At 72.3% G+C, this 26,596-nt stretch carries 20 protein-coding genes; 8 read left to right on the forward strand and 12 right to left on the reverse strand.

Annotated features, from left to right (window positions below; translation table 11 throughout):
• Nucleotides 1-9: 9 nt before the first annotated feature.
• The 4 genes from ITJ44_RS00965 to ITJ44_RS00980 all read left to right on the forward strand — a co-directional run bounded on the left by ITJ44_RS00965 (nucleotide 10) and on the right by ITJ44_RS00980 (nucleotide 5,505).
• Nucleotides 10-606: a DUF3000 domain-containing protein gene (locus tag ITJ44_RS00965; protein ID WP_194632931.1), complete on the forward strand. Its 597-nt coding sequence runs from the start codon at nucleotides 10-12 to the stop codon at nucleotides 604-606.
• Nucleotides 603-2,099 carry an HRDC domain-containing protein gene (locus tag ITJ44_RS00970; protein ID WP_194632932.1) on the forward strand — a complete coding sequence of 499 codons (1,497 nt, stop codon included), beginning with the start codon at nucleotides 603-605 and terminating at the stop codon, nucleotides 2,097-2,099. Before ITJ44_RS00965 ends, ITJ44_RS00970 begins: the two co-directional genes overlap by 4 nt.
• Nucleotides 2,100-2,170: 71 nt before the next feature.
• Complete coding sequence (locus ITJ44_RS00975) at nucleotides 2,171-3,379, forward strand: thiolase family protein (protein ID WP_194632933.1); 1,209 nt, start codon at nucleotides 2,171-2,173, stop codon at nucleotides 3,377-3,379.
• The gene (locus ITJ44_RS00980; protein ID WP_194632934.1) at nucleotides 3,376-5,505 is read left to right on the forward strand and encodes a 3-hydroxyacyl-CoA dehydrogenase NAD-binding domain-containing protein; all 2,130 of its coding nucleotides are present in this window, start codon (nucleotides 3,376-3,378) and stop codon (nucleotides 5,503-5,505) included. Before ITJ44_RS00975 ends, ITJ44_RS00980 begins: the two co-directional genes overlap by 4 nt.
• Nucleotides 5,506-5,568: 63 nt before the next feature.
• Here ITJ44_RS00980 and dxs read toward each other — a convergent pair whose 3' ends face one another.
• The 5 genes from dxs to dut all read right to left on the reverse strand — a co-directional run bounded on the left by dxs (nucleotide 5,569) and on the right by dut (nucleotide 12,645).
• Nucleotides 5,569-7,521, reverse strand: a complete 1,953-nt coding sequence (gene dxs, locus ITJ44_RS00985; protein WP_194632935.1) for a 1-deoxy-D-xylulose-5-phosphate synthase — start codon at nucleotides 7,519-7,521, stop codon at nucleotides 5,569-5,571.
• 114 nt (nucleotides 7,522-7,635) lie between these two features.
• Complete coding sequence (gene acnA, locus ITJ44_RS00990) at nucleotides 7,636-10,449, reverse strand: aconitate hydratase AcnA (protein WP_194632936.1); 2,814 nt, start codon at nucleotides 10,447-10,449, stop codon at nucleotides 7,636-7,638.
• Between the two features lie 239 nt (nucleotides 10,450-10,688).
• Nucleotides 10,689-11,480 (reverse strand): DUF3159 domain-containing protein, encoded by a 792-nt coding sequence (locus ITJ44_RS00995; RefSeq protein ID WP_194632937.1) that lies wholly within the window; start codon nucleotides 11,478-11,480, stop codon nucleotides 10,689-10,691.
• 2 nt (nucleotides 11,481-11,482) lie between these two features.
• Nucleotides 11,483-12,178 carry a DUF3710 domain-containing protein gene (locus ITJ44_RS01000; protein ID WP_194632938.1) on the reverse strand — a complete coding sequence of 232 codons (696 nt, stop codon included), beginning with the start codon at nucleotides 12,176-12,178 and terminating at the stop codon, nucleotides 11,483-11,485.
• Nucleotides 12,175-12,645 carry a dUTP diphosphatase gene (dut, locus tag ITJ44_RS01005; protein WP_194632939.1) on the reverse strand — a complete coding sequence of 157 codons (471 nt, stop codon included), beginning with the start codon at nucleotides 12,643-12,645 and terminating at the stop codon, nucleotides 12,175-12,177. Before dut ends, ITJ44_RS01000 begins: the two co-directional genes overlap by 4 nt.
• A gap of 38 nt (nucleotides 12,646-12,683) precedes the next feature.
• Between dut and ITJ44_RS01010 the strand changes: the two genes are divergently transcribed.
• Nucleotides 12,684-13,133 carry a DUF3093 domain-containing protein gene (locus tag ITJ44_RS01010; protein ID WP_194632940.1) on the forward strand — a complete coding sequence of 150 codons (450 nt, stop codon included), beginning with the start codon at nucleotides 12,684-12,686 and terminating at the stop codon, nucleotides 13,131-13,133.
• A gap of 46 nt (nucleotides 13,134-13,179) precedes the next feature.
• Here the strand turns inward: ITJ44_RS01010 and ITJ44_RS01015 are convergent, their stop codons facing one another.
• Nucleotides 13,180-13,473 carry a DUF4193 domain-containing protein gene (locus ITJ44_RS01015; protein ID WP_012038342.1) on the reverse strand — a complete coding sequence of 98 codons (294 nt, stop codon included), beginning with the start codon at nucleotides 13,471-13,473 and terminating at the stop codon, nucleotides 13,180-13,182.
• Between the two features lie 326 nt (nucleotides 13,474-13,799).
• Between ITJ44_RS01015 and sepH the strand changes: the two genes are divergently transcribed.
• Complete coding sequence (gene sepH, locus ITJ44_RS01020) at nucleotides 13,800-14,990, forward strand: septation protein SepH (protein ID WP_194632941.1); 1,191 nt, start codon at nucleotides 13,800-13,802, stop codon at nucleotides 14,988-14,990.
• 61 nt (nucleotides 14,991-15,051) lie between these two features.
• Here sepH and ITJ44_RS01025 read toward each other — a convergent pair whose 3' ends face one another.
• A complete protein-coding gene (locus ITJ44_RS01025) occupies nucleotides 15,052-16,155 on the reverse strand; it encodes an alkaline phosphatase family protein (protein ID WP_228494453.1) in 1,104 nt (367 codons plus the stop codon).
• A 132-nt stretch (nucleotides 16,156-16,287) separates the two neighbouring features.
• On the opposite strand from ITJ44_RS01025, the gene ITJ44_RS01030 reads away from it, so the two are divergent.
• Complete coding sequence (locus ITJ44_RS01030; RefSeq protein WP_194632943.1) at nucleotides 16,288-18,834, forward strand: DNA topoisomerase (ATP-hydrolyzing) subunit A; 2,547 nt, start codon at nucleotides 16,288-16,290, stop codon at nucleotides 18,832-18,834.
• Between the two features lie 81 nt (nucleotides 18,835-18,915).
• Here the strand turns inward: ITJ44_RS01030 and ITJ44_RS01035 are convergent, their stop codons facing one another.
• The gene (locus tag ITJ44_RS01035; protein WP_194632944.1) at nucleotides 18,916-20,994 is read right to left on the reverse strand and encodes a DNA topoisomerase IV subunit B; all 2,079 of its coding nucleotides are present in this window, start codon (nucleotides 20,992-20,994) and stop codon (nucleotides 18,916-18,918) included.
• 213 nt (nucleotides 20,995-21,207) lie between these two features.
• Between ITJ44_RS01035 and ITJ44_RS01040 the strand changes: the two genes are divergently transcribed.
• Nucleotides 21,208-21,435 (forward strand): hypothetical protein, encoded by a 228-nt coding sequence (locus ITJ44_RS01040; RefSeq protein ID WP_194632945.1) that lies wholly within the window; start codon nucleotides 21,208-21,210, stop codon nucleotides 21,433-21,435.
• Nucleotides 21,436-21,536: 101 nt separating this feature from the next.
• On the opposite strand, the gene ITJ44_RS01045 is transcribed toward ITJ44_RS01040, so the two are convergent.
• The 4 genes from ITJ44_RS01045 to ITJ44_RS01060 all read right to left on the reverse strand — a co-directional run bounded on the left by ITJ44_RS01045 (nucleotide 21,537) and on the right by ITJ44_RS01060 (nucleotide 26,592).
• Nucleotides 21,537-22,271, reverse strand: a complete 735-nt coding sequence (locus ITJ44_RS01045; protein WP_194632946.1) for a glutamine amidotransferase — start codon at nucleotides 22,269-22,271, stop codon at nucleotides 21,537-21,539.
• On the reverse strand, nucleotides 22,268-23,548 hold the full coding sequence (locus ITJ44_RS01050) for a Mur ligase family protein (protein WP_194632947.1): 1,281 nt from the start codon (nucleotides 23,546-23,548) through the stop codon (nucleotides 22,268-22,270). The genes ITJ44_RS01045 and ITJ44_RS01050 overlap by 4 nt, the downstream gene beginning before the upstream one ends.
• A 3-nt stretch (nucleotides 23,549-23,551) precedes the next feature.
• Nucleotides 23,552-25,021, reverse strand: coding sequence for an RNA polymerase sigma factor (locus ITJ44_RS01055; RefSeq protein ID WP_194632948.1), 1,470 nt, complete (start codon nucleotides 25,019-25,021; stop codon nucleotides 23,552-23,554).
• Between the two features lie 248 nt (nucleotides 25,022-25,269).
• Nucleotides 25,270-26,592 (reverse strand): nitrate/nitrite transporter, encoded by a 1,323-nt coding sequence (locus ITJ44_RS01060; RefSeq protein WP_194632949.1) that lies wholly within the window; start codon nucleotides 26,590-26,592, stop codon nucleotides 25,270-25,272.
• Nucleotides 26,593-26,596 lie beyond the last annotated feature (4 nt).

Here is a 26,596-nt window from a genome sequence, read left to right on the forward strand (position 1 = left end):
TCTGCCCACGTGGTAGACACCCGTGACAGTGCCGAGGATCCGCCCGAGTTCCGCGCGGCGCTGGACGCGCTGCGGCGCGCGACCACGCGATCCGAGCTCGTGCTGACGGAGATCCCCTCGCCCTCGAGCAACCTGGCGCCGTACGCCGTGGCGCTCGCCGCGGACGTCTCGCCCTCGGGCCACGCCGCCGACTCGGAGCTCGGCACCGGCCGCTTCATCCTGCTGCACGACCCGGAGGAGCCGGAGGCGTGGGGCGGCGCATTCCGCGTCGTCTGCTTCGCGCAGGCGCCGCTGGAGACCGACATGGGGACGGATCCGTTCCTCGCCGACGTCGCGTGGTCCTGGCTCGTCGACGGCCTCGCGTCGCGCGGCGCCCGGTACTCCTCGCCGTCGGGGACCGCCACCCGGATCATCTCCACCGGCTACGGCGAGCTCGCCCGCCAGGGCAGCGGCGCCAAGATCGAGCTGCGCGCCTCGTGGACACCCGCGGACGCCGACGTGACCGCCCATGTGGAAGGCTGGGGGGAACTACTGTGCATGCTCGCAGGGCTCCCTCCCGCGGGCGAAGGAGTGACACTGCTATCAGCGCGACGCACCCGGACGTGAACGCCCCGTCCGACACCCCCGACCCCGACGCGACCACCGGCGACGTGCCTCCGCCGACGCCCGCCGCCCTGGGACGCCCGGCCATGGGGACGTCCCTGTTCTCCGACGTCCCGGGTTCGACGGCGACCGACGCCGTCGTGGCCCGCACCCGCACGCGCACCCGACGTGCCGCGTCGGAGCAGGTCGTCGCTCCCGCCGCGGCACCGGAGCCGCAGCCGGATGACCGCGCGGCACCGGCGCAGCGATCCTCCACCGACGACGCGCCCGCCCGCCCGCCGCTCCGCGAGGCCGCGGCGACCGGTGACCTCACCGTCATCGACACGCGCGAGGAGTACCTGCGCGCCGTCGCGGCGATCGCCGGCGGCACGGGTCCCATCGCCGTCGACGCCGAGCGCGCCTCCGGCTTCCGCTACAGCCAGCGCGCGTACCTCATCCAGGTGTTCCGCCGCGGCGCCGGCACGTTCCTCTTCGACCCGCCCGCCGTCGGCGACTTCTCGGAGCTCGACGAGGTCATCCGCGACGTCGAGTGGGTCCTGCACGCCGCCAGCCAGGACCTCGCGTGCCTCCGCGAGGTCGGCCTCGACCCGCAGCGCATCTTCGACACCGAGCTCGCCTCGCGCCTGCTCGGCCTGCCGCGCGTGGGCCTCGGCACGGTGGTGGAGGAGCTGCTCGGGATCCACCTGGCCAAGGAGCACTCGGCCGCCGACTGGTCGACCCGCCCGCTCCCCCGCGCCTGGCTCGTCTACGCCGCGCTCGACGTGGAGCTGCTCGTCGACGTGCGCGACGAGATCGCCCGCCGCCTCGACGAGCAGGGGAAGACCGGCATCGCCGAGCAGGAGTTCGCCGCGACGATCGCCAAGGAGGCGAAGCCCGCCCGGGTCGAGCCGTGGCGCCGGCTCAGCGGCCTGCACGGGGTGCGCGGAGGTCGGAACCTCGCGGTCGCGAAGGAGCTGTGGGAGGCCCGCGACGCGTACGCGCGCGAGGTCGACACGAGCCCCGGCCGCCTCGTCCCCGACGGATCCCTCGTCGCGGTCGCGCGCGTCCTGCCGCAGACCAAGCGGGACCTGGCTGCCGTGCGCGAGTTCTCCGGCCGGGCGAGCCGCAGCGAGATCGACCGCTGGTGGGCCGCCGTCGAACGCGGCCTCGCCGCGACCGAGTTCCCGCAGCTCCGCGGCACGGGCGAGACCATGCCGCCGCCCAAGGCCTGGGCCGACAAGGACCCGGCAGCCGATCGCCGGCTGAAGCGCGCCCGCGTCGCCGTGCAGGAGGTCGCGACCGGGATGGGCCTGCCGCAGGAGAACCTGCTGACCCCCGAGGTGCTGCGTCGCGTCGCCTGGACGCCGCCCGCCGACCTCGCGCCCGACGCGGTCGCGGAGGCCCTCGCGTCGTGGGGCGCCCGGCCCTGGCAGATCGAGGCGACGGCCGCTCCGGTGGCGGCGGCCTTTGTCGATGCTGGCCAAGCCGACGACGTGACCGACGACGAGGCCTCGTAGGAACAGTCAACGGATTCGGCGCCCGTCCGGCTTCTTCCTAGGGTGGGGGAAATCGATGCGAGGAGGCGTCAGTGGTCGAGAGAGCCGAAGTCCATTTCGTGGACGGGGTCCGCACCCCGTTCGGACGAGCGGGTGAGAAGGGCATGTACTGGCGGACCCGCGCCGACGACCTGGTGGTCAAGGCCATGATCGGGTTGCTCGAGCGGAACCCGGAGGTGCCGAAGGACCGGATCGACGAGGTCGCCATCGCGGCCACGACGCAGACGGGCGACCAGGGACTCACGCTCGGCCGCACGGCCGCCCTCCTGGCCGGGCTCCCCCGCTCCGTCCCCGGGTTCGCCATCGACCGGATGTGCGCGGGCGCCATGACGAGCGTCACCGCCACCGCGGGCGGCATCGCGTTCGGCGCGTACGACCTCGCGATCGCGGGCGGCGTCGAGCACATGGGCCGGCACCCGATGGGCTTCGACGCGGACCCGAACCCCCGCTTCCTCGCCGAGCGCCTGGTGAGCCAGGACGCCCTCAACATGGGGAGCACGGCCGAGCGGATCCACGACCGCTTCCCGGCGCTCACCCGCGAGCGCGCCGACCGCTACGCGCTGGCGAGCCAGCAGAAGACCGCCCTCGCGTACGCCAACGGCGACATCCAGCCCGACCTCGTGCCCGTCGCGACGCGGTCCGACCAGGGCTGGGGCCTCGCCACGCGCGACGAGGCGATGCGCCCCGAGACGACGCTGGAGGGCCTCGCCGGCCTCCGCACCCCGTTCCGCCCGCACGGCCGCGTCACGGCCGGCAACTCCTCGGGCCTCAACGACGGCGCCACGGCCGCCCTGCTCGCGAGCGGCGACGCCGTGAAGGAGCTCGGGCTCACGCCGAAGATGACCCTGGTGTCGTTCGCGTTCGCCGGAGTGGAGCCCGAGATCATGGGCATCGGGCCCGTCCCGAGCACGGAGAAGGCGCTCCGCAAGGCCGGGCTCACGATCGAGGACATCGGCCTCTTCGAGCTCAACGAGGCGTTCGCCATCCAGGTGCTCAGCCTCCTCGACCACTTCGGGATCGACGACGACGACCCGCGCGTCAACGAGTACGGCGGCGCGATCGCCGTCGGCCACCCGCTCGCGTCCAGCGGCGTCCGGCTGATGAACCAGCTCGCGCGGCAGTTCGAGCAGCACCCCGAGGTCCGCTACGGGCTCACGGCCATGTGCGTCGGACTCGGCCAGGGCGGCAGCGTCATCTGGGAGAACCCGCACTTCACCGGCAAGAGGAAGAGGAACACGTGACCGACACCAGCCGCTTCCGGGAGCTCGTCGCGCTCGATCCCGACGAGGTCGTCACGCACTCGTTCGTCCGCGACGTCCCGCTCCCCTCGGGCGGCGTGCTCGCGCTCGTCACGCTCGACAACGGACGCGACCACACGCGCCCCTCCACGCTCGGGCCGGCCACCCTGCTGGAGCTCGCCGACGCGCTCGACGGGCTGGCTGCCCGGGCGGCCGCCGGGGAGATCCGCGGCGTGGCCATCACGGGCAAGCCGTTCATCCTCGCCGCCGGCGCGGACCTCAGCAAGGTCGGCGAGATCCCGAGCCGCGAGGTCGGCCGCCAGATGGCGCAGCTCGGCCACGACACCCTCGGCCGGCTGCATCGCCTCGGCGTGCCGTCGTTCACGTTCGTCAACGGGCTCGCGCTCGGCGGCGGGCTCGAGATCGGCCTGAACTCGGACTACCGCACGGTCGACGAGTCCGTGCCCGCCGTCGCGCTGCCGGAGGTGTTCCTCGGGATCATCCCCGGGTGGGGCGGAGCGTGGCTGCTGCCGAACCTCATCGGCATCGAGAACGCCCTCAAGGTGATCATCGAGAACCCGCTCAAGAACAACCGCACGCTGAAGGCGGAGGACGTGATGGAGCTCGGCATCGCCGATGCGTCGTTCCCCTCCGCCTCGTTCCTCGAGCAGTCGATCCGCTGGGCCGACGGCGTCATCTCCGGCGCCATCGAGGTGAAGCGCCCGAACGCACCTGGTCGGCTCGAGCGCACGCTGAAGTGGGACATCGCCATCGGCATCGCCCGCAAGTCCCTCGAGCAGCGCATCGGCACGGTCGCCCACTCGCCGTACCGTGCGCTCGACCTGCTGAGGGCCGCCCGCAACACGACGCGCGAGGAGGGCTTCGCGGCCGAGGACGAGGCCCTGGCGGACCTGATCTCGGGCGACCAGTTCCGCGCCAGCATCTACGCGTTCGACCTGGTGCAGAAGCGCGCGAAGCGCCCGGCGGGAGCCCCGGACACGGCCCTGGCCCGCCCCATCACCAAGGTCGGCGTCGTCGGCGCCGGCCTCATGGCCTCGCAGTTCGCGTTGCTGTTCGTGCGCCGCCTCCAGGTCCCCGTGGTCATCACGGACCTCGACCAGGCGCGCGTCGACGCCGGGGTCGCCGGGATCCACGGCGAGATCCGGAAGCTCGCCGAGAAGGGGCGCGTGTCCCCCGACGAGGCCAACCGGCTCACCGCGCTCGTCACCGGCACGACGGACAAGGCCGACTTCGCCGACGCGGACTGGGTGATCGAGGCCGTCTTCGAGGAGCTCGGCGTCAAGCAGGCCGTCTTCGCCGAGATCGAGCAGCACGTCTCCGAGACCGCGATCCTCGCCACCAACACGTCGAGCCTCTCGGTCGAGCGCATCGCGGAGCGGCTGCGGCACCCGGAGCGCGTGGTGGGGTTCCACTTCTTCAACCCCGTCGCCGTGATGCCGCTCATCGAGGTCTTGCGCACGCCGCAGACCACCGACGCGACGCTGTCGACCGCCATGCGGGTCGCGAAGGAGCTCCGGAAGAACGCCGTCATCACCCGGGACACCCCGGGCTTCGTGGTGAACCGGATCCTCGCGAAGGTCCTCGGCGAGGCGATGCACGCGGTGGACACGGGCACGCCGTTCGAGGTCGTCGACCGGTCGCTCGCGCCGTTCGGGCTCCCCATGACGCCGTTCGAGCTGCTCGAGCTCGTGGGCCTCAAGGTCGGCGCGCACGTGCTCGACACGCATCACGCGGCGTTCCCCGACCGGTTCTTCGAGAGCCCGAACCTGCACCGGCTCGCCGATCTCGGGCGCATCTTCGCGCGCGACGCGAAGGGCCGGCCGACGGGCTTCGACAAGGAGGCCGTGCGCATCGTCAAGGGCGGCACGGAGCCGATGACGGCGGAGCAGATCCGCGAGCGGGTCGAGACGGGCCTCGCGGACGAGGTGCACCGCATGCTCGAGGACGACGTCGTGCACGCGGCGGAGGACATCGACCTGTGCCTCATCCTCGGCGCCGGCTACCCGTTCCAGATGGGCGGGCTCACGCCGTACCTCGACCGCGTCGGGGCGAGCGATCGCGCCTTCGGCGACACGTTCCACCACCCGCCGATCCGCGGCGTGGCGTAGGCCGCCAGGATGAGGGGAGGGCCCGGCCGATGCGGCCGGGCCCTCCCCGCGTGCGACGTGCGGTCAGGCCTGCTCGTCGTCCTCCGCGCGGATCGACACGCGCTCCTCGACCCCGGGCAGCGGACGTGCCGAGGGCACGCGGCTCCCGAGCACCTGGGCGACGACGTCCCGCGCGATGTGCTGCGGGGTGAGCCCGACGCGCTCGAGGATCTCCGAGCGCGTCCCGTGGTCGAGGAACTCGTCCGGGAGGCCCAGCTCCGTCACGCCGGTGTCGATGCCCGCCTCACGGAGGTCCTGGCGGATCCGCGTGCCGATGCCGCCGACCACGACGCCGTCCTCGATCGTCACGACCAGGCGGTGGGCGGCCCCCAGCTCCACGACGCTGCGCGGTACGGGCACGACCCACCGGGGATCCACGACGGTCGCGCCGATCCCCTGCGCGGCGAGGCGCTCGGCGACCTCGATGCCCATGGTCGCCATGGGCCCGACCGTGACGATGAGCACGTCCTGCGATGCCGACTCGTGCAGCACGTCGACGCCGTCGTCGAGGCGTCGCAGCGCCTCGATCTCATCCCCGACGTTGCCCTTGGAGAAGCGCACGACCGTGGGGCCGTCGTCGACCCTGACGGCCTCCCCCAGCTCCTCGCGGAGCCGCGTGGCGTCGCGCGGTGCGCTCAGACGGATGTGCGGCACGATCTGCAGCAGGGCGAGATCCCACATGCCGTGGTGGCTCGGCCCGTCGGGGCCCGTGACGCCCGCGCGGTCGAGCACGAAGGTCACCCCGGCGCGATGCAGCGCCACGTCCATGAGCACCTGGTCGAAGGCGCGGTTGACGAAGGTGGCGTAGAGGGCGACGACGGGGTGCAGGCCGCCGTACGCGAGTCCCGCGGCGCTCGTCACGGCGTGCTGCTCCGCGATGCCGACGTCGTGCACGCGCTCCGGGTGCTTCTCGGCGAACTTGTGCAGGCCCACCGGGCGCAGCATCGCGGCGGTGATGCCGACGATGCGGGGATCCTCGTCCGCGAGGGCCAGGATCTCGTCCGCGAAGACGCTCGTCCAGCTCACGGCCTGCGACGGATCGATGGGCTCCCCGGTCTCGGGATCGATCTGCCCCACCGCGTGGAACTGGTCGGCCACGTCCCGGCGGGCGGGCTCGTAGCCGCGGCCCTTCTCGGTGATGGCGTGGACGATGACGGGTGCGCCGTAGTCGCGGGCCTGCTGGAGCGCCTCCTCCATCGCCTGCTGGTCGTGCCCGTCGATGGGGCCCAGGTACTTGATGTCCAGGTTGGAGTACAGCGCCTCGTTGTCGGTGACGCGGGTGAGGAAGCCGTGGAGCCCGCCGCGCAGGCCGCGGTACAGGCTGTCCCCCGGCGCGCCGAACACGCCGAAGACGCGCTGGCTGGTCTCGTACAGCCCGCGGTAGGTGCGGCGGGTGCGCACGGTGTTGAGGAACCGGGCCATTCCGCCGATGGTCGGCGCGTAGGAGCGGCCGTTGTCGTTGACGACGATGATCAGCTTCCGCGTGTTGTCGTCGGAGATGTTGTTGAGGGCCTCCCACGTCATGCCGCCCGTGAGGGCGCCGTCGCCCACCACCGCGACCACGTGCCGGTCGGTCTGGCCGGTGATCCCGAACGCCCGCGAGATGCCGTCCGCCCAGCTCAGCGAGCTGGACGCATGCGAGCTCTCGACGATGTCGTGCTCGGACTCGGAGCGCTGCGGGTAGCCGGCGAGGCCGCCCGACTCGCGGAGCCGGGAGAAGTCCTGCCGGCCCGTGAGCAGCTTGTGGACGTACGACTGGTGGCCGGTGTCGAAGACGATGGGGTCCCGCGGCGAGTCGAAGACCCGGTGGATGGCGAGCGTCGTCTCGACGACGCCGAGGTTCGGCCCGAGGTGGCCGCCCGTCTTGGAGACCTCCGCGACGAGGAACTGCCGGATCTCGGCGGCGAGCTCGAGCATCTGCTCGCGGCTCAGCCTGTCGAGGTCCCGGGGTCCCGTGATCGTCTCGAGGATTCCCATGCTGACCGCCTTCCATCGGGAGCCATGTCGCGACCCCCGCCTCATCGAGTGTACGCAGGGCCCTGCATGCACGAAGGAGGCCGGGCGTCGCCGCCCGGCCTCCTCAGGTTGCTGTTACGCGACCAGGCTGCGCAGCACGTACTGCAGGATCCCGCCGTTGCGGTAGTAGTCCGCCTCGCCGGGGGTGTCGATGCGCACGACCGCGTCGAACTCGACCGTCTGCGCGTCCGCGGCCGAGTCGGCGGTGGGCGTCGCGACGACGTGCACCGTGCGCGGCGTCGTGCCGGAGTTCAGCTCCTCGAGCCCGGTGATGCTGATCTCCTCGGTGCCGTCGAGCCCGAGCGACGCCCAGGTCTCGCCGGCCGGGAACTGCAGCGGGACGACGCCCATGCCGATGAGGTTGGAGCGGTGGATCCGCTCGAAGCTCTCGGTGATGACCGCCTTGACGCCCAGGAGGCTCGTCCCCTTCGCCGCCCAGTCGCGCGACGAGCCGGAGCCGTACTCCTTGCCGCCGAGGATCACGAGCGGGGTGCCCGCGGCCTGGTAGTTCTCGGACGCGTCGTAGATGAACGACTGCGGGCCGCCCTCCTGCGTGAAGTCGCGGGTGTAGCCGCCCTCCACGCCGTCGAGCAGCTGGTTGCGCAGCCGGATGTTCGCGAACGTGCCGCGGATCATGACCTCGTGGTTGCCGCGGCGCGAGCCGTAGGAGTTGTAGTCCTTGCGGCCGACGCCGTGCTCGTCGAGGTAGCGGCCCGCGGGGCTGTCCGCCTTGATGGAGCCGGCGGGGCTGATGTGGTCGGTCGTGACCGAGTCGCCCAGCTTGGCCAGCACCCGCGCGCCCTGGATGTCGGAGACCGGCGTGGTCTCCATGGTGAGGCCATCGAAGTACGGGGGCTTCCGCACGTAGGTGGACTCCGCGTCCCACTCGAACGTGGCGCCCGTGGGCGTGGGGAGCGAGCGCCAGCGCTCGTCGCCGTCGAAGACGCCGGCGTACTGGTGCGTGAACATGCCGGTGTCGATCGAGCTGTCGATGGTCGACTGCACCTCGTCCGCGTCCGGCCAGATGTCCTTGAGGAACACGTCGTTGCCCTCGGTGTCGGTGCCGAGCGCGTCGGAGTCGAAGTCGAAGTTCATCGACCCGGCCAGCGCGTAGGCGATCACGAGCGGCGGGCTCGCGAGGTAGTTCATCTTCACGTCGGGGTTGATGCGGCCCTCGAAGTTCCGGTTGCCCGAGAGGACGGCCGTGACGGCGAGGTCGTTGTCCTGCACCGCGGTGGAGATCTCGTCGATCAGCGGGCCCGAGTTGCCGATGCAGGTCGTGCAGCCGTAGCCCACCGTGTAGAAGCCGAGGTCCTCGAGGTACGTGGTGAGCCCGGACTTCTCGTAGTAGTCCGTGACGACCTTGGATCCGGGCGCGAGCGTGGTCTTCACCCACGGCTTGGCCTTGAGGCCCTTCTTGCTGGCGTTGCGGGCGAGGAGCCCGGCCGCGAGCATGACCGACGGGTTCGACGTGTTGGTGCACGAGGTGATGGCCGCTATGGCGACGGCGCCGTGGTCCAGCGTGAAGTCGCTGCCGTCCGGGAGGGTGACGCGCGTGGGCTTCGTGACCGAGGTCGGGCTCTGCGACGCGTGGTGGTGCTCGTGCGACGAGTGCGCGTCCTCCGGCTGGAGCTCGCCCGGGTCGGACGCGGGGAAGCTCATCGCCGTCGTGAGCTCGACGATGTCGTGGTCGACCTGGGCGTAGTCGTTGAGGTCGCGCTCGAACTGCGACTTCGCGTCGGTCAGCTCGATGCGGTCCTGCGGGCGCTTCGGGCCGGCGATGGACGGGACGACCGTCGAGAGGTCGAGCTCGAGGTACTCGCTGAACGACGGCTCGACGTCCGCGTCGTGCCAGAGCCCTTGCTCCTTGGCGTAGGCCTCGACGAGCGCGACCTGCTCCTCGCTGCGCCCGGTGAGGCGCAGGTACTCGAGCGTGACGTCGTCGATGGGGAACACCGCGGCGGTGGAGCCGAACTCCGGGCTCATGTTGCCGATGGTGGCGCGGTTCGCGAGCGGCACGGCGCCGACGCCCGTCCCGTAGAACTCGACGAACTTGCCGACGACCCCGTGCGCGCGCAGCATCTGCGTGATGGTGAGCACCACGTCGGTCGCGGTGACGCCCGTGGGGATCTCGCCCGAGAGCTTGAAGCCGACGACCTTGGGGATCAGCATCGAGACGGGCTGGCCGAGCATGGCCGCCTCCGCCTCGATCCCGCCGACGCCCCAGCCCAGCACGCCCAGGCCGTTGACCATGGTGGTGTGCGAGTCGGTGCCGACGCAGGTGTCGGGGTACGCCTGGAGGGATCCGCCGACCTCGCGGGTCATGGTGACCCGGGCGAGGTGCTCGATGTTGACCTGGTGGACGATGCCCGTGCCGGGCGGGACGACCTTGAAGTCCTCGAACGCCGTCTGGCCCCAGCGCAGGAACTGGTACCGCTCGCCGTTGCGCTCGTACTCGATGTCGACGTTGCGCTCGAGCGCGTCCTCGGAGCCGAACAGGTCGGCGATGACCGAGTGGTCGATCACGAGCTCGGCGGGGGCCAGCGGGTTGATCTTGGTCGGGTCGCCGCCCAGCTCGCCGACGGCCTCGCGCATGGTGGCGAGGTCGACGATGCAGGGGACGCCCGTGAAGTCCTGCATCACGACGCGCGCGGGCGTGAACTGGATCTCGGTGTCCGGCTCCGCATCGGGCGCCCAGTCGCCGAGGGCGCTGATCTGGCTTCCGGTGACGTTCTTGCCGTCCTCGGTGCGGAGCAGGTTCTCCAGGAGCACCTTGAGGCTGAACGGGAGACGCTCGTGGCCCGCCACGGTGTCGATGCGGTAGATCTCGTAGTCGGTGTCCCCGACGCGGAGTGTGTCCTTCGCGCCGAAGCTGTTGATTGCAGACACGTGGCCCTCTTCCCTCGCTGGATGGGCGCGGAAAGTCCATTCCGCCCGTCATCCGATCTTGGTCGCCCGCCGCTGCCTGGTCCAGTAAGGCGACCCTGATCGGGCGCGCCGACACGAGGCGGGACGGCGCCGATGTATCTCGACGTCGAGATGAATCTAGCATCGCGTCGCCGTGCCGCACGCGACGGCGCGCGGCCAGGCGCGCGGCCAGGCGCGCGGTCGACGGGGCGATCCCCGGCTCAGTCGGTCGCGGCGGCCGCCGGGTCCTTCGCGTACACGGCCCGGACGAAGAGCCACGACAGGACCAGGAGCACGCCGTAGAGGGGCGTGCCCATAACCAGGCGTGCCACGCCGAGCGCGTCGATCGCGTCGGCGAGGTAGAGCGGGAGCTGCACGGCCAGGCGCAGGGCGAAGAAGGCGACCCAGACGAGGGTGAGGAGGCGCAACGCCCTCGCCTTCCTGCGGTCCTGCCGCCATGCCGTGCCGTCGCCCATGAGGAAGCCCACGGCGACGCCGACGAGCGGCCAGCCGACCACGACCGAGACCAGGAGCACCGCGAAGTACGCGCCGTTGGTCCAGAGGCCGAGCGCGTAGAAGTCGCGCCCCTCCCCCGAGCGCAGCGCCAGCACGGCGGAGATCACGATGCCGACGAGCCCGCCCACCGCGGGCGCGACGGCCGAGCGCTGCACGAGGCGGGCGACGACGGCCACGACAGCCACGACGACGGGCACGGCGACCGAGAGAACGATGTCGCGGGTGATGGTGAAGGCGACGAGGAAGAGGAGCCCGGGCACGATCGCCTCGAGGACGCCGCGGACGCCGCCCATCGCCGTGATCAGCGTCGCGGCGGTCATGGTCTCGCCGCGTGCGGCCTGCCCGAGGCCCGCGCGCTCGGCCGCCTGCGCCATGCTCGCGCCGAGCGCCTCGGAGGGTGCGGGGGCGGATCCGCGCTCCGGGACGTCGGGTGCCGACGGCCCGCCAGCGGGCATCGGGTGCTGGGGGCCCTCGCCGACCGGACCCTCCCCCGACACGCTCAGGATCCCAGCGCCGGTGCCGCCGGGCCCTCGCCGACCGGAGCGGCACCCGGGGCGGTGCCGACCTGGGCCGCGGGCATCTTCAGCGGGATGAGGTCGCGCGGGGGCATGGGCGAGGATCCGCGCACCACGACGACGCTGCGGAAGAGGTCCTCGACCGCCGCGGCGGCCTCGGGGTCGGACACGGCGCGGCCGGTGATGACGCCGCGCAGGAACCAGCGGGGGCCGTCCACGCCGATGAAGCGGGCCTCGCGGGTGCTCGCCGCGGGCTGGCCGGGCTGCTGCACGACCGGGATGACGGCGTGGAGCTCAGGGCCGAACGGACCGTCCGCCAGGCGCGTCGTGCCGCCCTGGCGCTGGATCTGCTCGCCGATGGTCGTGCGGATCTCGTGCCACAACCCGCTGGAGCGCGGCGCGGCGAACGGCTGCACCTGCAGGCTCGACTCCGCGAAGTCGAGGCCGATCGCGACGACCTGCTGCGTGCCCTCGGCCACCTCGAGACGCAGGTGGAGGCCCTCGCGCGGCAGGATCTTGATCCCGCCGAGGTCCACGTACGGACGGACGGGGTTCGCCTCGGTCTCGTCGAGAGGGCCCTCGTCGGCGCGGTCGTCGGGTGCGGACTTGGCGTCCAGGACGTGCTCGGCGTCGTCCGCGACGGCGGCGTCATCCGGCTGGTTCGCGTTCTCGTCGGTCATGTTCGGTCTCCTGGATCTCGGGCGGGGAGGGCGCCGGTGCCCGTGGAGCCGAAGCCCCCCGTGCCGCGGTGGCTCCCGGGCAGCTTCTCGACGGGCACGAAGCGCACCCGGCTGACCGGCATGACGACGACCTGCGCGATGCGGTCGCCGACCGCGACATCGTACGCGGCCTCGGCGTCGGTGTTGAGGAGGGTGACCCGGATCTCGCCGCGGTAGCCCGCGTCGACCGTGCCGGGCGCGTTGACGATCGTGATGCCGTGGCGCGCGGCGAGGCCGCTGCGGGGCAGGACGAAGGCGGCGAACCCGTCCGGCAGGGCGATCGACACGCCCGAGCCGATGGTCGCGCGCTGGCCGGGCTCGAGGCGCGCCGCCTCCGCGCTCACGAGGTCGGCGCCGGCGTCGCCGGGATGCGCGTAGGCCGGGATCGGGGCGTCGCCCGCGATGAGGACGTCGACGGGATCGGGCACGGTCCGAGGCTAGTGCAGGAATCTGATCGAATAGGCGCATGCCCGCATCCCCCTACGCCGAGCGGCTGTGGCCCGCTCCGTGGCTCTTCGTCTCCACCGCCCTCGTCATCCCCGCGAGCCTGCTCGTGTTCCTCCCCATCAGCGTCGTCGCCGGGGTGATCGTCGCGATCGTGCTCTACGCGGGCGTCGTCGCGACGCTGGTGCTCACGAGCCCGGTCGTCCGGGTCGTCGACGGGCGGCTGCAGGCGGGACGCGCGTCCATCGACGTCGACCAGCTCGGCGAGCCCGAGGGATTCCGCGGCGCGCAGGCGACGGCCGAGCGCGGCACGCGGCTGCACGCGCGCGCGTACCTCGTGATCCGCGGGTGGGTGGATCCGGTCGTCAGGGTGCCGCTCCTGGACGCGACCGACCCCGCTCCCTACTGGCTGATCTCCACGCGGACCCCGGAACGACTGATCGCCGCGATCCGGGGATCGCGGCGATCATGACGTGCGGTCGGGCGCGGGGCCCGTGGGGGGTGTCCCCGGCGTCGCTCTAGGCGGCGCACTCCTGGCAGATGGGCCCGAGCTTCTCCTGGTGGTCGATCTGCGAGCGGTGCTTCACGAGGAAGCAGCTCACGCAGGTGAACTCGTCCGCCTGGGGCGGGAGCACCACCGTCTCGAGCTCGAGGTCGGAGAGGTCGGCTCCGGCGAGGTCGAAGCTCCCGGGGTTGTCGGCATCGTCGACGTCCACGACCCCGGACATGCGGTCCGGGACGCGCTCCTTCAGAGCCTCGATCGAGTCGGAGTCGTCCTCCGTCTTGCGCGGGGCGTCGTAATCAGTTGCCATTCCTGTCCACTTCTCGAATAACCGCCGAACGGAATCGGCGGGCACAGTTTGCATGAATCGCATCCGGATAGCAAACCGTCCTCCTGACCCCTGTCGGGGCTCCTGATCGGCGGTTTGGATGCGGGGAGCCGGCCCGTCCCCGGGCCGCGGATGCGGACTCACACGGTACACCGTTCGCGCACGAACAGCCTGCGTCCGGGGCCCGCGATCCCGCCCTCCGGCGCTCTCGTCGGACCCAAGTCGCGGCGCGCCACGCGTATTCCCCGGAAGAGGGGTCGAGTCGTGCGATCGTGAATCGTCCAGTGAGCGCGAGAGGCGTGGAACCCATGCAGGATCTGAAAATCGTCGGAGTCGAGGACGGCGCCCTCGTCGTCGAGGCCATGGGCGGTGAGCGGCACCGTCTCGTGATGGACGACGCGTTCCGCTCGGCGCTGCGCCGCCAGTCCGCCGACGGCGGTGCCACGCGCAAGGCCGCGCCGCGCATCATCCAGTCCTTCATCCGCCAGGGCATGAGCGCCGAGGACGTCGCGCGGGAGACCGGCGCGTCCGTCGAGTACGTCCGGAAGTTCGAGGGCCCCGTCGTCGCCGAGCGCGAGCACGTCGTGCGCAGCGCGATGAAGGTGCCCGTCCACACCGCCATCGAGGTCGACCCGATGGGCCAGGGCACGCTGTTCGGCCAGGTCATCGAGGAGCGCCTCGAGTCCCTCGGCGCCCAGGCCGTGCGCTGGAGCAGCTGGAGGGAGCAGCTCGGCGGCTGGGTGGTGAAGGTCGCCTTCACGAGCGAGCAGATCGAGCACGACGCGCGCTGGTCGTACGACGCCAAGAAGCACGCGCTCTCCCCCGCCAACAACGAGGCGATCACCCTCTCGCAGCAGGGCGAGATCCGCGGCGCCCTCATCCCGCGGCTCCGGGCGCTGCCGCCCGAGGCCGTGGACACGCACGAGGAGGCCGGCGTCACGCGATTCGACAGCGGGGCGTTCCGCCTTCCCGAGCCGACCGCGTCGAGCTCGCAGGACACGGCTCCGCAGCCCTGGGAGGCGGCCCGCCGCGACGAGGGCGCCTCCGTGTCGCACCTCGGACGGCAGGGCAACCACCCCGCCGGCAGCCAGCAGCCGGCGCGCGTCGCGCAGGTCGAGCTGAACGAGACCGCCGATCTCCTGGAGGCCCTGCGTCGCCGCCGCGGCGAGCGGGAGTCCGTGCCGCGCGACGACGAGGGAGACGATCAGGTCGAGGACGCCCCCGCGCCCGCCGCCCGTCGTGACGAGCCGCTGTCCCGCCCGCGCGGCGGCCAGCGCTCCGTGCCGCCGCTGCGGTCCGCGGTGATCCCCGGCATCGGCCGCGTGGACCCCGCCCGCGACCGGTCGCGCGACGAATCCGAGGACGAGGGCCTGCGCACGCCCGGCAGCGGCGAGGGCCGCGGCTCCGGCAAGCCGTCCGGCCGACGCGGACGCACCGCGATGCCGAGCTGGGACGAGATCGTCTTCGGCGCCCGCAGCGACGACGACCACCTGGCCTGATCCCCCGGCGCCATCCGGCCGGGTCGCCCCGACGGCGACCCGGCCGTCGTCGTCCCGCGCGTCAGCCGCGCGCGAACGCGCCGGCGCGGATGAGCGGCACCAGGCGCTCCTCATCCGAGAACGACCCGTGCTGGCCGATCATGCGACGGGCGCCCTGGTCCCGCGGGCGGCCGTCGTAGTAGGCGATGAGCGCGCGGGTCGCGACGACCACGTCGCCGATGCGCGCCGCGACGCCCTCGCGCACGGGGCCGTACCAGCCGGCGGCGATCGCCTCCGCCCGCGTCGCGACGTGCGCCCTCGTCCCCTCCGAGGCGCGCCACGCCTCGGCCAGGGCGTCCGCGTCGAGGCCGGGCTCCAGATGGAGGTGGAGGCAGCGCGGCTCCCCCGCGACGTGCCGGACGCCGGCGACGAGCTCCGGCGCACGGTCGAACAGAACCTGGGATCCGGCGGGCACGTCGACGATGCCGTGGTCGGCCGTGATCAGCGCGCCCTCGCGCGGGCCGAGGCGGCCGAGGAACGGACCGGCCGCCTGGTCGAGCTCCTCCAGGGACCTCAGCCAGCGGTCCGACTCCCAGCCGTGCGAGTGGGCGACCTGGTCGAGCTCGGGCACGTAGAGGTACACGAGCGCCCGCGGCTCCCGGTCCAGGAGCGCGCGGGTGGTCGCGAAGCGGTCGGCGATGGACTCGGCGGCGACGTAGGTCGCACCGCGCAGCGCGGCGCGGGAGAACCCGGATCCGGCGTAGCGCGCGGATCCGACGACGAACGCCGGGACGCCCGCGGCGACCGCACGCTCGAAGACGGTCGGCACCGGCTGCCACTCCTCCGGCACGCTCCGGGCGTCCCATCCGGACAGCAGCTTGAGGACGCGGTCGTGGGCGGGGTCCAGCGCGGAGTAGCCGACGAGGCCGTGCTCGCCCGCGCGCACGCCCGTGGTCAGCGAGGTGATGCTGGCGGCGGTCGTGGTGGGGAAGCCCACGTCCACGACGTCCTTCTTGCGCCAGCCCTGGACGAGGTGGCGCGCGTGGCCGGCGCGGGCACGGAGGGCGGCGGCGCCGAGCCCGTCCACGAGGACGACGACGGCCCGGTCGACGGGCGGGAGGCCCGCCTCCGACTCCTCCCCCGCGAGGGCCGCGAGGCAACCCGGCATCACCGCGGTGAGGCTCATCCGGCTCGATCCGGGCGCCGGTAGCATGGGGGCCATCCGGCCCATCCTGCCACAGCGGTCGGGCGCGCATCCGCGTCACGACGCCGATCCGGCGCAGCGCCGAGACCGAGCCGATCCCGACCCAGAGAGTCCATGAGTCCCTCCACCACGAACACCACGCCCGACGAGCCCGCCGAGCGCATCGAGGACGTCGACGTCTCCACCGAGATGGAGAACTCGTTCCTCGAGTACGCGTACTCGGTCATCTACTCCCGTGCCCTGCCGGACGCGCGCGACGGGCTGAAGCCCGTGCAGCGCCGCATCCTCTACCAGATGAGCGAGATGGGCCTGCGCCCCGACCGCGGGCACGTGAAGTCCGCGCGCGTCACGGGCGAGGTGATGGGCAAGCTCCACCCGCACGGCGACTCGGCCATCTACGACGCGATGGTGCGCATGGCCCAGCCGTTCACGCTGCGGGTGCCGCTCATCGACGGGCACGGCAACTTCGGATCGCTCGACGACGGGCCGGCGGCGCCCCGCTACACGGAGGCCCGGCTCGCGGCGTCCGCGCTCGCGATGGTCGAGGGCCTCGACGAGGACGTCGTCGACTTCGTCCCGAACTACGACAACGCCTTCATGCAGCCGGCGGTCCTCCCCGCAGCGTTCCCGAACCTGCTCGTGAACGGCGCGAGCGGGATCGCGGTCGGCATGGCGACGAACATGGTGCCCCACAACCTCATCGAGGTCGTGGGCGCCGCGCGCCACCTCATCGACCACCCCGACGCCGGCCTCGACGACCTCATGGCCTTCGTGCCGGGACCGGATCTGCCCACGGGCGGCACGATCATCGGGCTGTCGGGCGTCAAGGACGCGTACCTCACCGGCCGCGGCAGCTTCAAGACCCGCGCGCGCGTCTCCGTCGAGAGCCTCACGCCGCGGAAGTCGGGGCTCGTGGTCACCGAGCTGCCGTACCTCGTCGGACCCGAGAAGGTCATCGAGAAGATCAAGGACGGGGTCCAGAACAAGAAGCTCTCCGGCATCACCAACGTCACCGACCTGACCGATCGCACGCACGGACTGCGGCTCGTCATCGAGATCAAGACGGGATTCAACCCCGAGGCGGTGCTCGAGCAGCTGTACCGCTACACGCCGCTCGAGGACGGCTTCAGCATCAACAACGTCGCGCTCGTCGACGGCAGCCCGCAGACGCTCGGTCTGAAGGAGCTGCTGCAGGTCTACGTGGCGCACCGGCTGGATGTCGTCACGCGCCGCACGCGCTACCGCCTCGCCCGCAGGCAGGAGCGGCTGCACCTCGTGCTGGGCCTCCTCATCGCGATCCTCGACATCGACGAGGTCATCCAGGTCATCCGCGGGAGCGACGACACCGAGCAGGCGCGCGCGCGCCTCATGGACGTGTTCGACCTGTCGACCCTGCAGGCCGACTACATCCTGGAGCTCCGCCTCCGCCGGCTCACGCGGTTCAGCCGCATCGAGCTGGAGGAGGAGCGCGACCGGCTGCAGGCCGAGATCGCGGAGCTCGAGGCTATCCTCGCCGACCCGCGCCGGCTCCGCGCCCTCGTCTCGACCGAGCTGCAGGAGGTCGCCGACCGCTTCGGCACGCCGCGACGCACGCTGCTCACCGAGGCCGCGCCGAGCGTCGCCGGGGCGGCGAGCCGCCGGTCGGCGCCCGTGCTCGAGATCGCCGACGTCCCCTGCCGGGTGCTGCTGTCGACCACGGGCCGCGCGGTCCGCGTCGACCTGCCGCCCGATGCTCCGGGGACGCCCCTGCAGACGGTCCGTCGCAGCTCGCACGACGCCGTCCTCACGGCGATCGAGACCACGAGCCGCACGCGCATCGGCGCCATCACGAACACGGGCCGGCTCATCACGATGACGCCCGTCGACCTGCCGGTGGTCCCCGTCGCGAGCGTGCAGCTGGGGGCCGGCGTCCGGATCCGCGACTACCTCGGCCTCACCGACAAGAAGGAGCGCGTCGTCGCGCTCGTGGCGCTCGGCACGGACGAGGCGATCGCCCTCGGCACGCGCCAGGGCGTCGTCAAGCGCATCGCGCCGTCCGCCCTCCCCGCGAAGCCCGAGTTCGAGGTCATCACGCTCAAGAAGGGCGACGAGGTCGTCGGCGCGCGTCAGGGCGCGGAGACCGACGAGCTCGTCTTCGTCACCAGCGAGGCGCAGCTGCTGCACTTCCCCGCGGTCTCGGTGCGGCCGCAGGGCGTCCAGGCGGGCGGTGTCGCCGGGGTCAACCTGGGGGCCGGCGCGCGCGTGCTGTTCTTCTCCTCCGTCGCCCCCGGGAGCGCCCAGGTCGTGACGATCTCGGCGTCGTCGGACACCATCGGCGGCGTGGATCCCGGCCGCGCGAAGGTCAGCGCCTTCGCCGACTTCCCGCGCAAGGGCCGCGCCACGGGCGGGGTCAGGGCGCACGCCTACCTGAAGGGCGAGGACCACCTCGCCCTGGCCTGGGTGGGTCCGGGGCCGGCCCTCGCGGTGGGGTCGGCTGGCGAGGTCAGGCAGCTGCCGCCCACGGGGATGAAGCGCGACGGATCGGGCATCCCGCTCGAGAAGGCCGTCAGGAGCGTCGGCCAGGCCGTCACGCCCGACGAGGTGCCCGATGCCGCGTCGGGCGCGGCGGCGGGTGTCGTGGAGGTCGCGGCCGAGGACGGCCAGGCGCCGCTCGAGACCTAGGCGCGCCAGCACGCGACATGCGGACGGCCGCGGACCCTGGTGGTCCGCGGCCGTCCGTGCGTCCGGCTCGTCGCCGCCCGATCACACGTCGATGCGGTCCCGCACGGATCCGGCGCCGTCGATGATGAACTCCTTGCGGGGCGCGACGTCGTTGCCCATGAGCAGCTCGAACATGCGGGTGGCCGCCTCGGCGTCGTCGACGCGCACGCGGCGGAGCGTCCGGTTGCGGCGGTCCATCGTGGTCGTGGCCAGCTGGTCGGCGTCCATCTCCCCCAGGCCCTTGTAGCGCTGGATGGGGTCCTGGTAGCGCTTGCCCTGCCTCTTCGCCTGGGCGAGCACGGCCGCGAGCTCGCGCTCGGAGTAGGTGTAGATCACGTCGTTGGGCTTCGAGCCCGGGTTCATGACGACCACGCGGTGCAGCGGCGGCACGGCGGCGAACACGCGGCCCTCGTCGATCATGGGCCGCATGTAGCGGAAGAAGAGCGTGAGCAGGAGCGTGCGGATGTGGGCGCCGTCGACGTCCGCGTCGCTCATGATGATGATCTTCCCGTAGCGCGCCGCCGACAGGTCGAAGGTGCGGCCGGATCCGGCGCCCAGAACCTGGATGATCGACGCGCACTCCGTGTTGGAGAGCATGTCGGGCAGGGAGGCCTTCTGGACGTTGAGGATCTTGCCGCGGATGGGCAGCAGCGCCTGGTACTCGCTGTCGCGCGCGAGCTTCGCCGTGCCGAGCGCCGAGTCGCCCTCGACGATGAAGAGCTCGCTGTTGGCGACGTCGTTCGACCGGCAGTCCACGAGCTTCGCCGGGAGGGACGAGCTCTCCAGCGCGTTCTTCCGCCGCTGGGTCTCCTTGTGGGTGCGCGCGGAGATGCGCGACTTCATCTCGCCCACGACCTTCTCGAGGAGCACGGCGGTCTGCGCCTTGTCCTCGCGGCGCGTCGAGGCGAAGCGCTCGGCCATGGCCTTCTGGACCACCTGCGACACGATGGCGCGGACGGCGGGCGTGCCGAGCACCTCCTTGGTCTGGCCCTCGAACTGCGGCTCCGGGAAGCGGACCGTGAGGACGGCCGTGAGACCGGCGAGCACGTCGTCCTTCTCGAGCTTGTCGGTGCCGACCTTCAGCTTGCGCGCGTTGGCCTCGACCTGCGCGCGCACGAACTTGAGCAGTCCCGCCTCGAAGCCCGCCTGGTGGGTGCCGCCCTTGGGCGTGGAGATGATGTTGACGAACGACTTGAACCGGGTGTCGTAGCCGGTGCCCCAGCGCAGCGCGATGTCGACGGCGCACTCGCGCGTCAGCTCGGTCGGCACCATGGCGCCGCCGTCGGTGAGCACGGGCACGGTCTCGGTGAACGTGCCCGACCCCTCGAGCCGCCACGTGTCCGTCAGCGGCGCGTCGACGGCGAGGTGGTCCACGAACTCCGCGATGCCGCCGTCGAAGCGGAAGGACTCGTGCACGGGCTGCTCGCCGCGCAGGTCCTCGATGTCGATGCGCAGCCCGGGCACGAGGAAGGCCGTCTGTCGCGCGCGGCCGAGGAGCTCCTCGGTGAGGAACGAGGCGCCGCGCGTGAAGATCTGCCGGTCGGCCCAGTAGCGGATCCGCGTGCCGGTCACGCCCTTCCGCACCTTGCCGACGACCCGCAGCTCGCTCCCGGACGTGAACGGACGGAACGGCGCGTCGGGGCTCGCCTCGCCCTCGTCCTCGAAGATGCCCGGCTCGCCGCGCCGGAAGGACATGGCGTACGTCTTGCCGCCGCGGTCGACCTCGACGTCGAGACGCTCCGACAGGGCGTTCACGACGGACGCGCCCACGCCGTGCAGGCCGCCCGACGAGGCGTAGGAGCCGGATCCGAACTTGCCGCCGGCGTGCAGCTTGGTGAACACGACCTCGACGCCGGAGAGCCCGGTCTTGGGCTCGATGTCGACCGGGACGCCCCGCGCGGTGTCCCGCACCTCGACGCTCCCGTCCGGGTGGAGCCGCACGTCGATCAGGTCGCCGTGCCCGCCGAGGGCCTCGTCGACGCTGTTGTCGATGATCTCCCAGAGGCAGTGCATGAGGCCGCGCGAGTCGGTGGATCCGATGTACATGCCAGGCCGCTTGCGCACCGCCTCGAGGCCCTCGAGGACGGAGAGATGGCGGGCGGAATAATCGGATGCTGCCACGTGCTGTCCTCCATGTACGTCCGGCGATCGCCGGACGCGAGCCGCATCGATCTTAACCGCCGCCCGCCGCCACCCCCTCCGAATCGCCGACAGCAGCCCCGCGCCCTACGCGCAGAGCGAAACAGGCGGCCGCGGTCGGGTCGACTGCCGGGAGCACGTGGTCTACTTGATCCATTCGGCTCGACCCAGACCCGACCCGGAGGGGAGCATCACATGACACCGACCGCGACCGAGCGTCCCGTGGACGAGCTCGACAACAACCAGCTCACCGCCAACGACCGCTGCGACAGCTGCGGAGCCCAGGCGTACATCCGCGTCGAGGTGAACAGCAGCGAGCTCCTCTTCTGCGCCCACCACGGCAAGAAGTACCAGGAGAAGCTGTCGGCCATCGCCACGAGCTGGCACGACGAGTCGAGCCGACTGCTCGACGAGCGCGCCTAGGACCACCCGCTCCGGTGCCGCCGGAGCACGACGAAGGGCGCATCCCCACGGGGATGCGCCCTTCGCCATGTCCGGATGGTCCGCGTTCGCGCGGATCCGCGTCAGTAGTGCGCGGGTCGCGCCATCACGGTCGCCCGCGCCTCGCGCGCCCACTCGTCGAGCCGCTCGAGCGTCCCCGAGATGTCCGCGGGCAGCTCACGGCCGTGTCGGGCGAGGGCCGTCGACAGCAGCTCGTCCGCGAGCCGCGGGTTGAGCGCGAGGACGGGGCCGCCGAGGTGCGTGCCGATGGACCCGCCCACGCGGACGCCCTCCCCCCCGCCCTGGCCGGCGTTGCCGAAGCCGGCGCGCACCGTCCCGAGGGGCGACGACGTGCCGATGTCGAGGGTGGATCCGTGGTTCTCGTAGCCGACGACATCGCCCTCCGGCGTGTCGAGCACGAGGTCGCCCACGCGCCGTTCGGCCGTCAGCGTGGTGCGCACCGGCAGGACGCCCGCGCCCACGAGCTCGCCGCCGTCGACGAGGCGGACGGACTCCCCCAGGATCTGCAGGCCGCCGCCGACCGCGAGAAGCGGGACGCCGGCCTCGTGCAGCGCGATGAGGCGCGGGGCATGCGCGACGAGGTCCGGCAGGACGGCGCGCTGCGCCGTGAGCGGTCCGGATCCGACGACGACCAGGTCGGCATCGCCCGGGTCGCCGCCGCCCGGGGCGTGCCGGACGACCTCGGTGCGGATCCCGCGGATGCGCGCGCGCTCGACGAGCACGGTCACGTTCCCGCGGTCGCCGTTGATGCCGAGCTCCTCGGGGTACAGGTGCAGGATGCGCAGGGCGTCGCTCACGCGGGTCCTCCCTCGAGGTCCGTGTACCCGAGGATGCGGCGGATCGCCATCATCTGCTCGTAGTTGACGATCATGGTCTTCACCCCGCGGGACGGCTTCCCCATCGCGAGGAACGCCTGCACCGCACGGCGCAGGTCGGGCTCGACCCGGCCGACCTCGAGGCCCTCGTACCCGAAGCGCACGGCCAGCTGGTAGCCCTTCGTGCCGGAGACGACGTCGGCGTGCGTGAGCGCGGAGAGGTCCGTGTCGTAGATCCACGAGGGGTCCGGCGTGCCGTCGTCCACCGCGAGCAGCACCTGCTCGGGCGGGTCGGCGAGCGCGTCGAGGTTCATCTGCAGGCTCGCCGGGTTCTTCATCATGATGATCTCGATGTCCTCGTCGCCGGCGCGCAGCACCTCGCCGCGCCCGTAGACGGCGGCGACGGACCCGAGGCCCTCGGCCGCGCGGGCCGGGTCGAATCGGTCGCCGAGCACACGGCGCGCGGTCGCCAGCGCCCCCGCGGCGTCGACCGCGTAGTGCAGGCCGCGCGACGGCAGCGTCACCGGGAGGTCGCCGGACGCCAGGCGGAACACGGCGTCGCGGCCCGAGAGCGCGACGGCCTCGACGCCCGCGGCCACATGCACCGGGTCGGGATCCTCGGAGCCGAACCGCGGTGCGGAGGCCAGCCCGTGCTTGCTGTCGCCGAGGAGCTCCTCCGACACGCCGAACCAGTCGACGGCGGCGCGGCCGGACCGTGCGGTGTGCGCGGCGATGGCGTTGACGTGCGCGTCGTCCCGGTTGGCGACGACCGCCTCGGTCGCCGTGGAGGCGATGCGCTCGAGCATGCCCACGACGCGGTCGGGCTCGTGGAACCGGTTGAGCTGGTCGATCTGGATGTTGAGCAGCAGCACCGTCCGCGGGGTGAGCAGAGCGGAGAGGGCGACGCCGTAGGCCTCGTCGATCTCGAGCACGGCCACGTCGGCGTCCAGGCGGCCCGACGCGTCGGCGTCCGCGAGCACCGCCGACGCGATGCCCTGCGGCAGGTTGCCGCCCGAGGGGTTCGTGAAGACGCGGAGGCCGTGGGCGCGCAGCACGGCGGTGAGCATGTGCGTGGTCGTCGACTTGCCGTTCGAGCCCGTGACCGCGACCACCCCGTGGGGCAGGTCGGCGATCGTGCGCTCGAGGAAGCGGGGATCGAGGCGGAGGGCGACGACGCCGGGCACGGCGGAGCCGCCCCCGCGGAGACGGGCGGCCCAACGGGCGGCCCGTCCCGCGGCGACGGCGAGGCGTAGGGGCACGGCCTACTCGAGGTAGTCGCGCAGCGACTGCGAACGCGACGGGTGGCGGAGCTTGGCCATGGTCTTCGACTCGATCTGGCGGATCCGCTCGCGCGTGACGCCGAACGTGTCGCCGATCTGGTCGAGCGTCTTCGGCATGCCGTCGCCGAGGCCGAAGCGCATGCGGATCACGCCGGCCTCGCGCTCGGACAGCGAGTCGAGGAGCGACTCCAGCTGCTTCTGCAGCATCGTGAAGCCCACCGCGTCGGCCGGGACGACCGCCTCGGTGTCCTCGATGAGGTCGCCGAACTCGCTGTCGCCGTCCTCGCCCAGGGGCGTGTGGAGCGAGATCGGCTCGCGGCCGTACTTCTGGACCTCGATGACCTTCTCGGGCGTCATGTCGAGCTCGCGCGACAGCTCCTCGGGCGTGGGCTCGCGGCCCAGGTCCTGCAGCATCTGGCGCTGCACGCGGGCCAGCTTGTTGATGACCTCGACCATGTGCACCGGGATGCGGATGGTGCGGGCCTGGTCCGCCATGGCGCGCGTGATGGCCTGACGGATCCACCACGTGGCGTACGTGGAGAACTTGAAGCCCTTCGTGTAGTCGAACTTCTCGACGGCACGGATGAGTCCGAGGTTGCCCTCCTGGATGAGGTCGAGGAACTGCATCCCGCGACCCGTGTAGCGCTTGGCGAGGCTGACCACGAGGCGGAGGTTCGCGCCCAGCAGGTGGCTCTTCGCACGCTGGCCGTCGCGCGCGACCCAGCGCAGCTCGCGCTCGAGCTCGCGGGAGATGCCGGTCGTGTTCGCGAGCTTGTCCTCGGCGAACAGGCCCGCCTCGATGCGCATGGCGAGCTCGACCTCCTCGGCGGCGTTGAGCAGCGCGACCTTGCCGATCTGCTTGAGGTAGTCCTTGACGGGGTCCGCCGTGGCGCCGGTGATGGTCGTCGAGTAGACGGGGACGTCCTCGTCCTCCTCCTTGTTCGACAGGACCATGGCGCCGGTGGGGAGCGGCTCGAGCACGACCGGCGGCTTGGCGACGCCGTCCTCGGTGGCCTCGTCGTCCGTGTCGTCCTCGGCGACGGGGACGACGACCTCCTCGGCGTCCTCCTCGGACGCCTCGCCCTCGCCAGCGGTCGCGGTCTTCTTGGCGGCCGTCTTCCGCGGCGCCTTGGCCGGAGCGGCGTCGCCCGACTCGGCGGCGGCCTTCTTGGCGGCGGCCGCCTTGGCGCGTGCCGTGGGCGCCTTCGCGGGGGCCGCAGGCGCGTCGGCGGACTCGGTCTGCTCGGCCTCGGCGGCCGCCTTGGCCGCCGCCGCCTTGGTCGGGGCCTTCGCGGTCGTCGCGGTCTTCGTCGCCGGCGCCTTCGCGGTGGCGGTCTTGCGGGCGGGGGCGCGCTTCGCGGGTGCCTTCGCCTCACCCGTCGCGGCGTCGTCGGCCGTGCCGGTCGCGGCAGCCGCGTCCAGGGTGGCGGACGGGGTGGAGGGGGTGGCCATGCGAACACCTTTCGTCCCCACGACGACCGGTCGTGCGCTCCGCGGTGATGCTGCGGGGTGACCTGCCGGAGGTGGGTCGGGGTTGTTTTCGGACATTGCTAGGACCCATGTCAAGTCCGCTGCTCACGCATCACAGATGTGATGCCACCACCGAGGTGGTGCGAGATGCAGGACATGAACGGGTCCGTACCTGATTATTGCACGGATGGGCGCGGAGGCGAGCCACTGCGCGCCCGTGGCGGCCGATGTCACGCGCGGCGTCGGCGTCGCCTGTCGAGGTAGGCAACCCAGAGGGGCCCCACCCGTATTCCCTCGTCGGCCATCCGGCGACGCGTCCGCCGCCGGGTGCGCACCAGCATCAGCGCGCCCGCGCCGACGACGAGGTACTGGACGGCGAAGGCGACGCGGAACGAATCGAACGCGTAGAGGTCGCTCGGCGCCCCGCCCGCGACCCGGATCGCGTCCTGCGCGTCGAGCGCGATGCCGATGAGCAGCATCATCGTGAAGCTCGCGGTGAACCCCCCGACGTTCACGATGCCGGACGCCGCGCCGAGGCTCCGGGGCGGGTTGAACGTGCGAGCGAAGTCCAGGCCGACCTGCGAACCGGGACCGCCGACGCCGATCGCCACCACGACGAGCACCACGACCGCGAGCGGCGGCACGCCCGGCCAGAGGAGCAGCAGGGCCCAGGCAGCGCCCATCATCGCGACGAGCCCGAGCACCAGGTTCGAGCGTCGGAACGGGAAGCGCCCGGTGAGGATGCCGATCACGGGCCCGACCACCATGCCGGACGCCACGATCGCGATGAGGAGGCCCGACGCGAGCGCCGGACCGTAGCCCAGGCCGTCGACGAGGAACGGGAAGCCCCAGAGCAGGCTGAACACCGAACCGGACGACTGCGTGACGAAGTGGGACCAGAAGCCGAGCTGCGTCCCGGGCCGACGCAGGCTCCGGCCGAGCTCCCGCATGGAGTCGACCCAGGGCACGCGCGGAGGTGGGGGATCCCCCGTGGGCCGATCGCGGACGGCCACGACGACCGCGATGAAGGCGACCACCGCGACGGAGGCGGAGCCGAGGAACGCGGGCGTCCAGCCCGCGATGTGCAGCACGAGCGAGAGCGGGATCGCCGAGAGCACCTGCCCGAGCTGTCCGACGTTGGCGAACCACTGCGACAGCACGGGCACGCGCGTGCCCGAGAACCAGGAGTTGATGAGGCGCAGACCCGACACGAACGTCATGGCGTCGCCGGCGCCCACGAGCATGCGACCCAGGATCGCGACCTCGAGCGAGGTGGAGAGGGCCAGGGTGACCTGCCCGGCCACCATGAGGAGCGCGCCGGTCGCGAGGAGGGCGCGCGGGCCGATCCGGTCGATGAGGACGCCGACCGGGATCTGCAGCGCCGCGTAGACGACGAGCTGGGTCACCGCGAGCGTCGAGAGCAGCGACGCCGAGACGTGGAACCGCTCCCCTGCCTCGACCGAGGCGATGCCGAGCGAGCCACGCTGCAGGACAGAGGAGAGGTACGCCACCATGGCGACGCCGAGGACGATGCGGGCGCGGCGGGTGCTCATCGGG

This window comes from Clavibacter sp. VKM Ac-2873 (assembly GCF_015351075.1).
Lineage (GTDB): Bacteria > Actinomycetota > Actinomycetes > Actinomycetales > Microbacteriaceae > Clavibacter.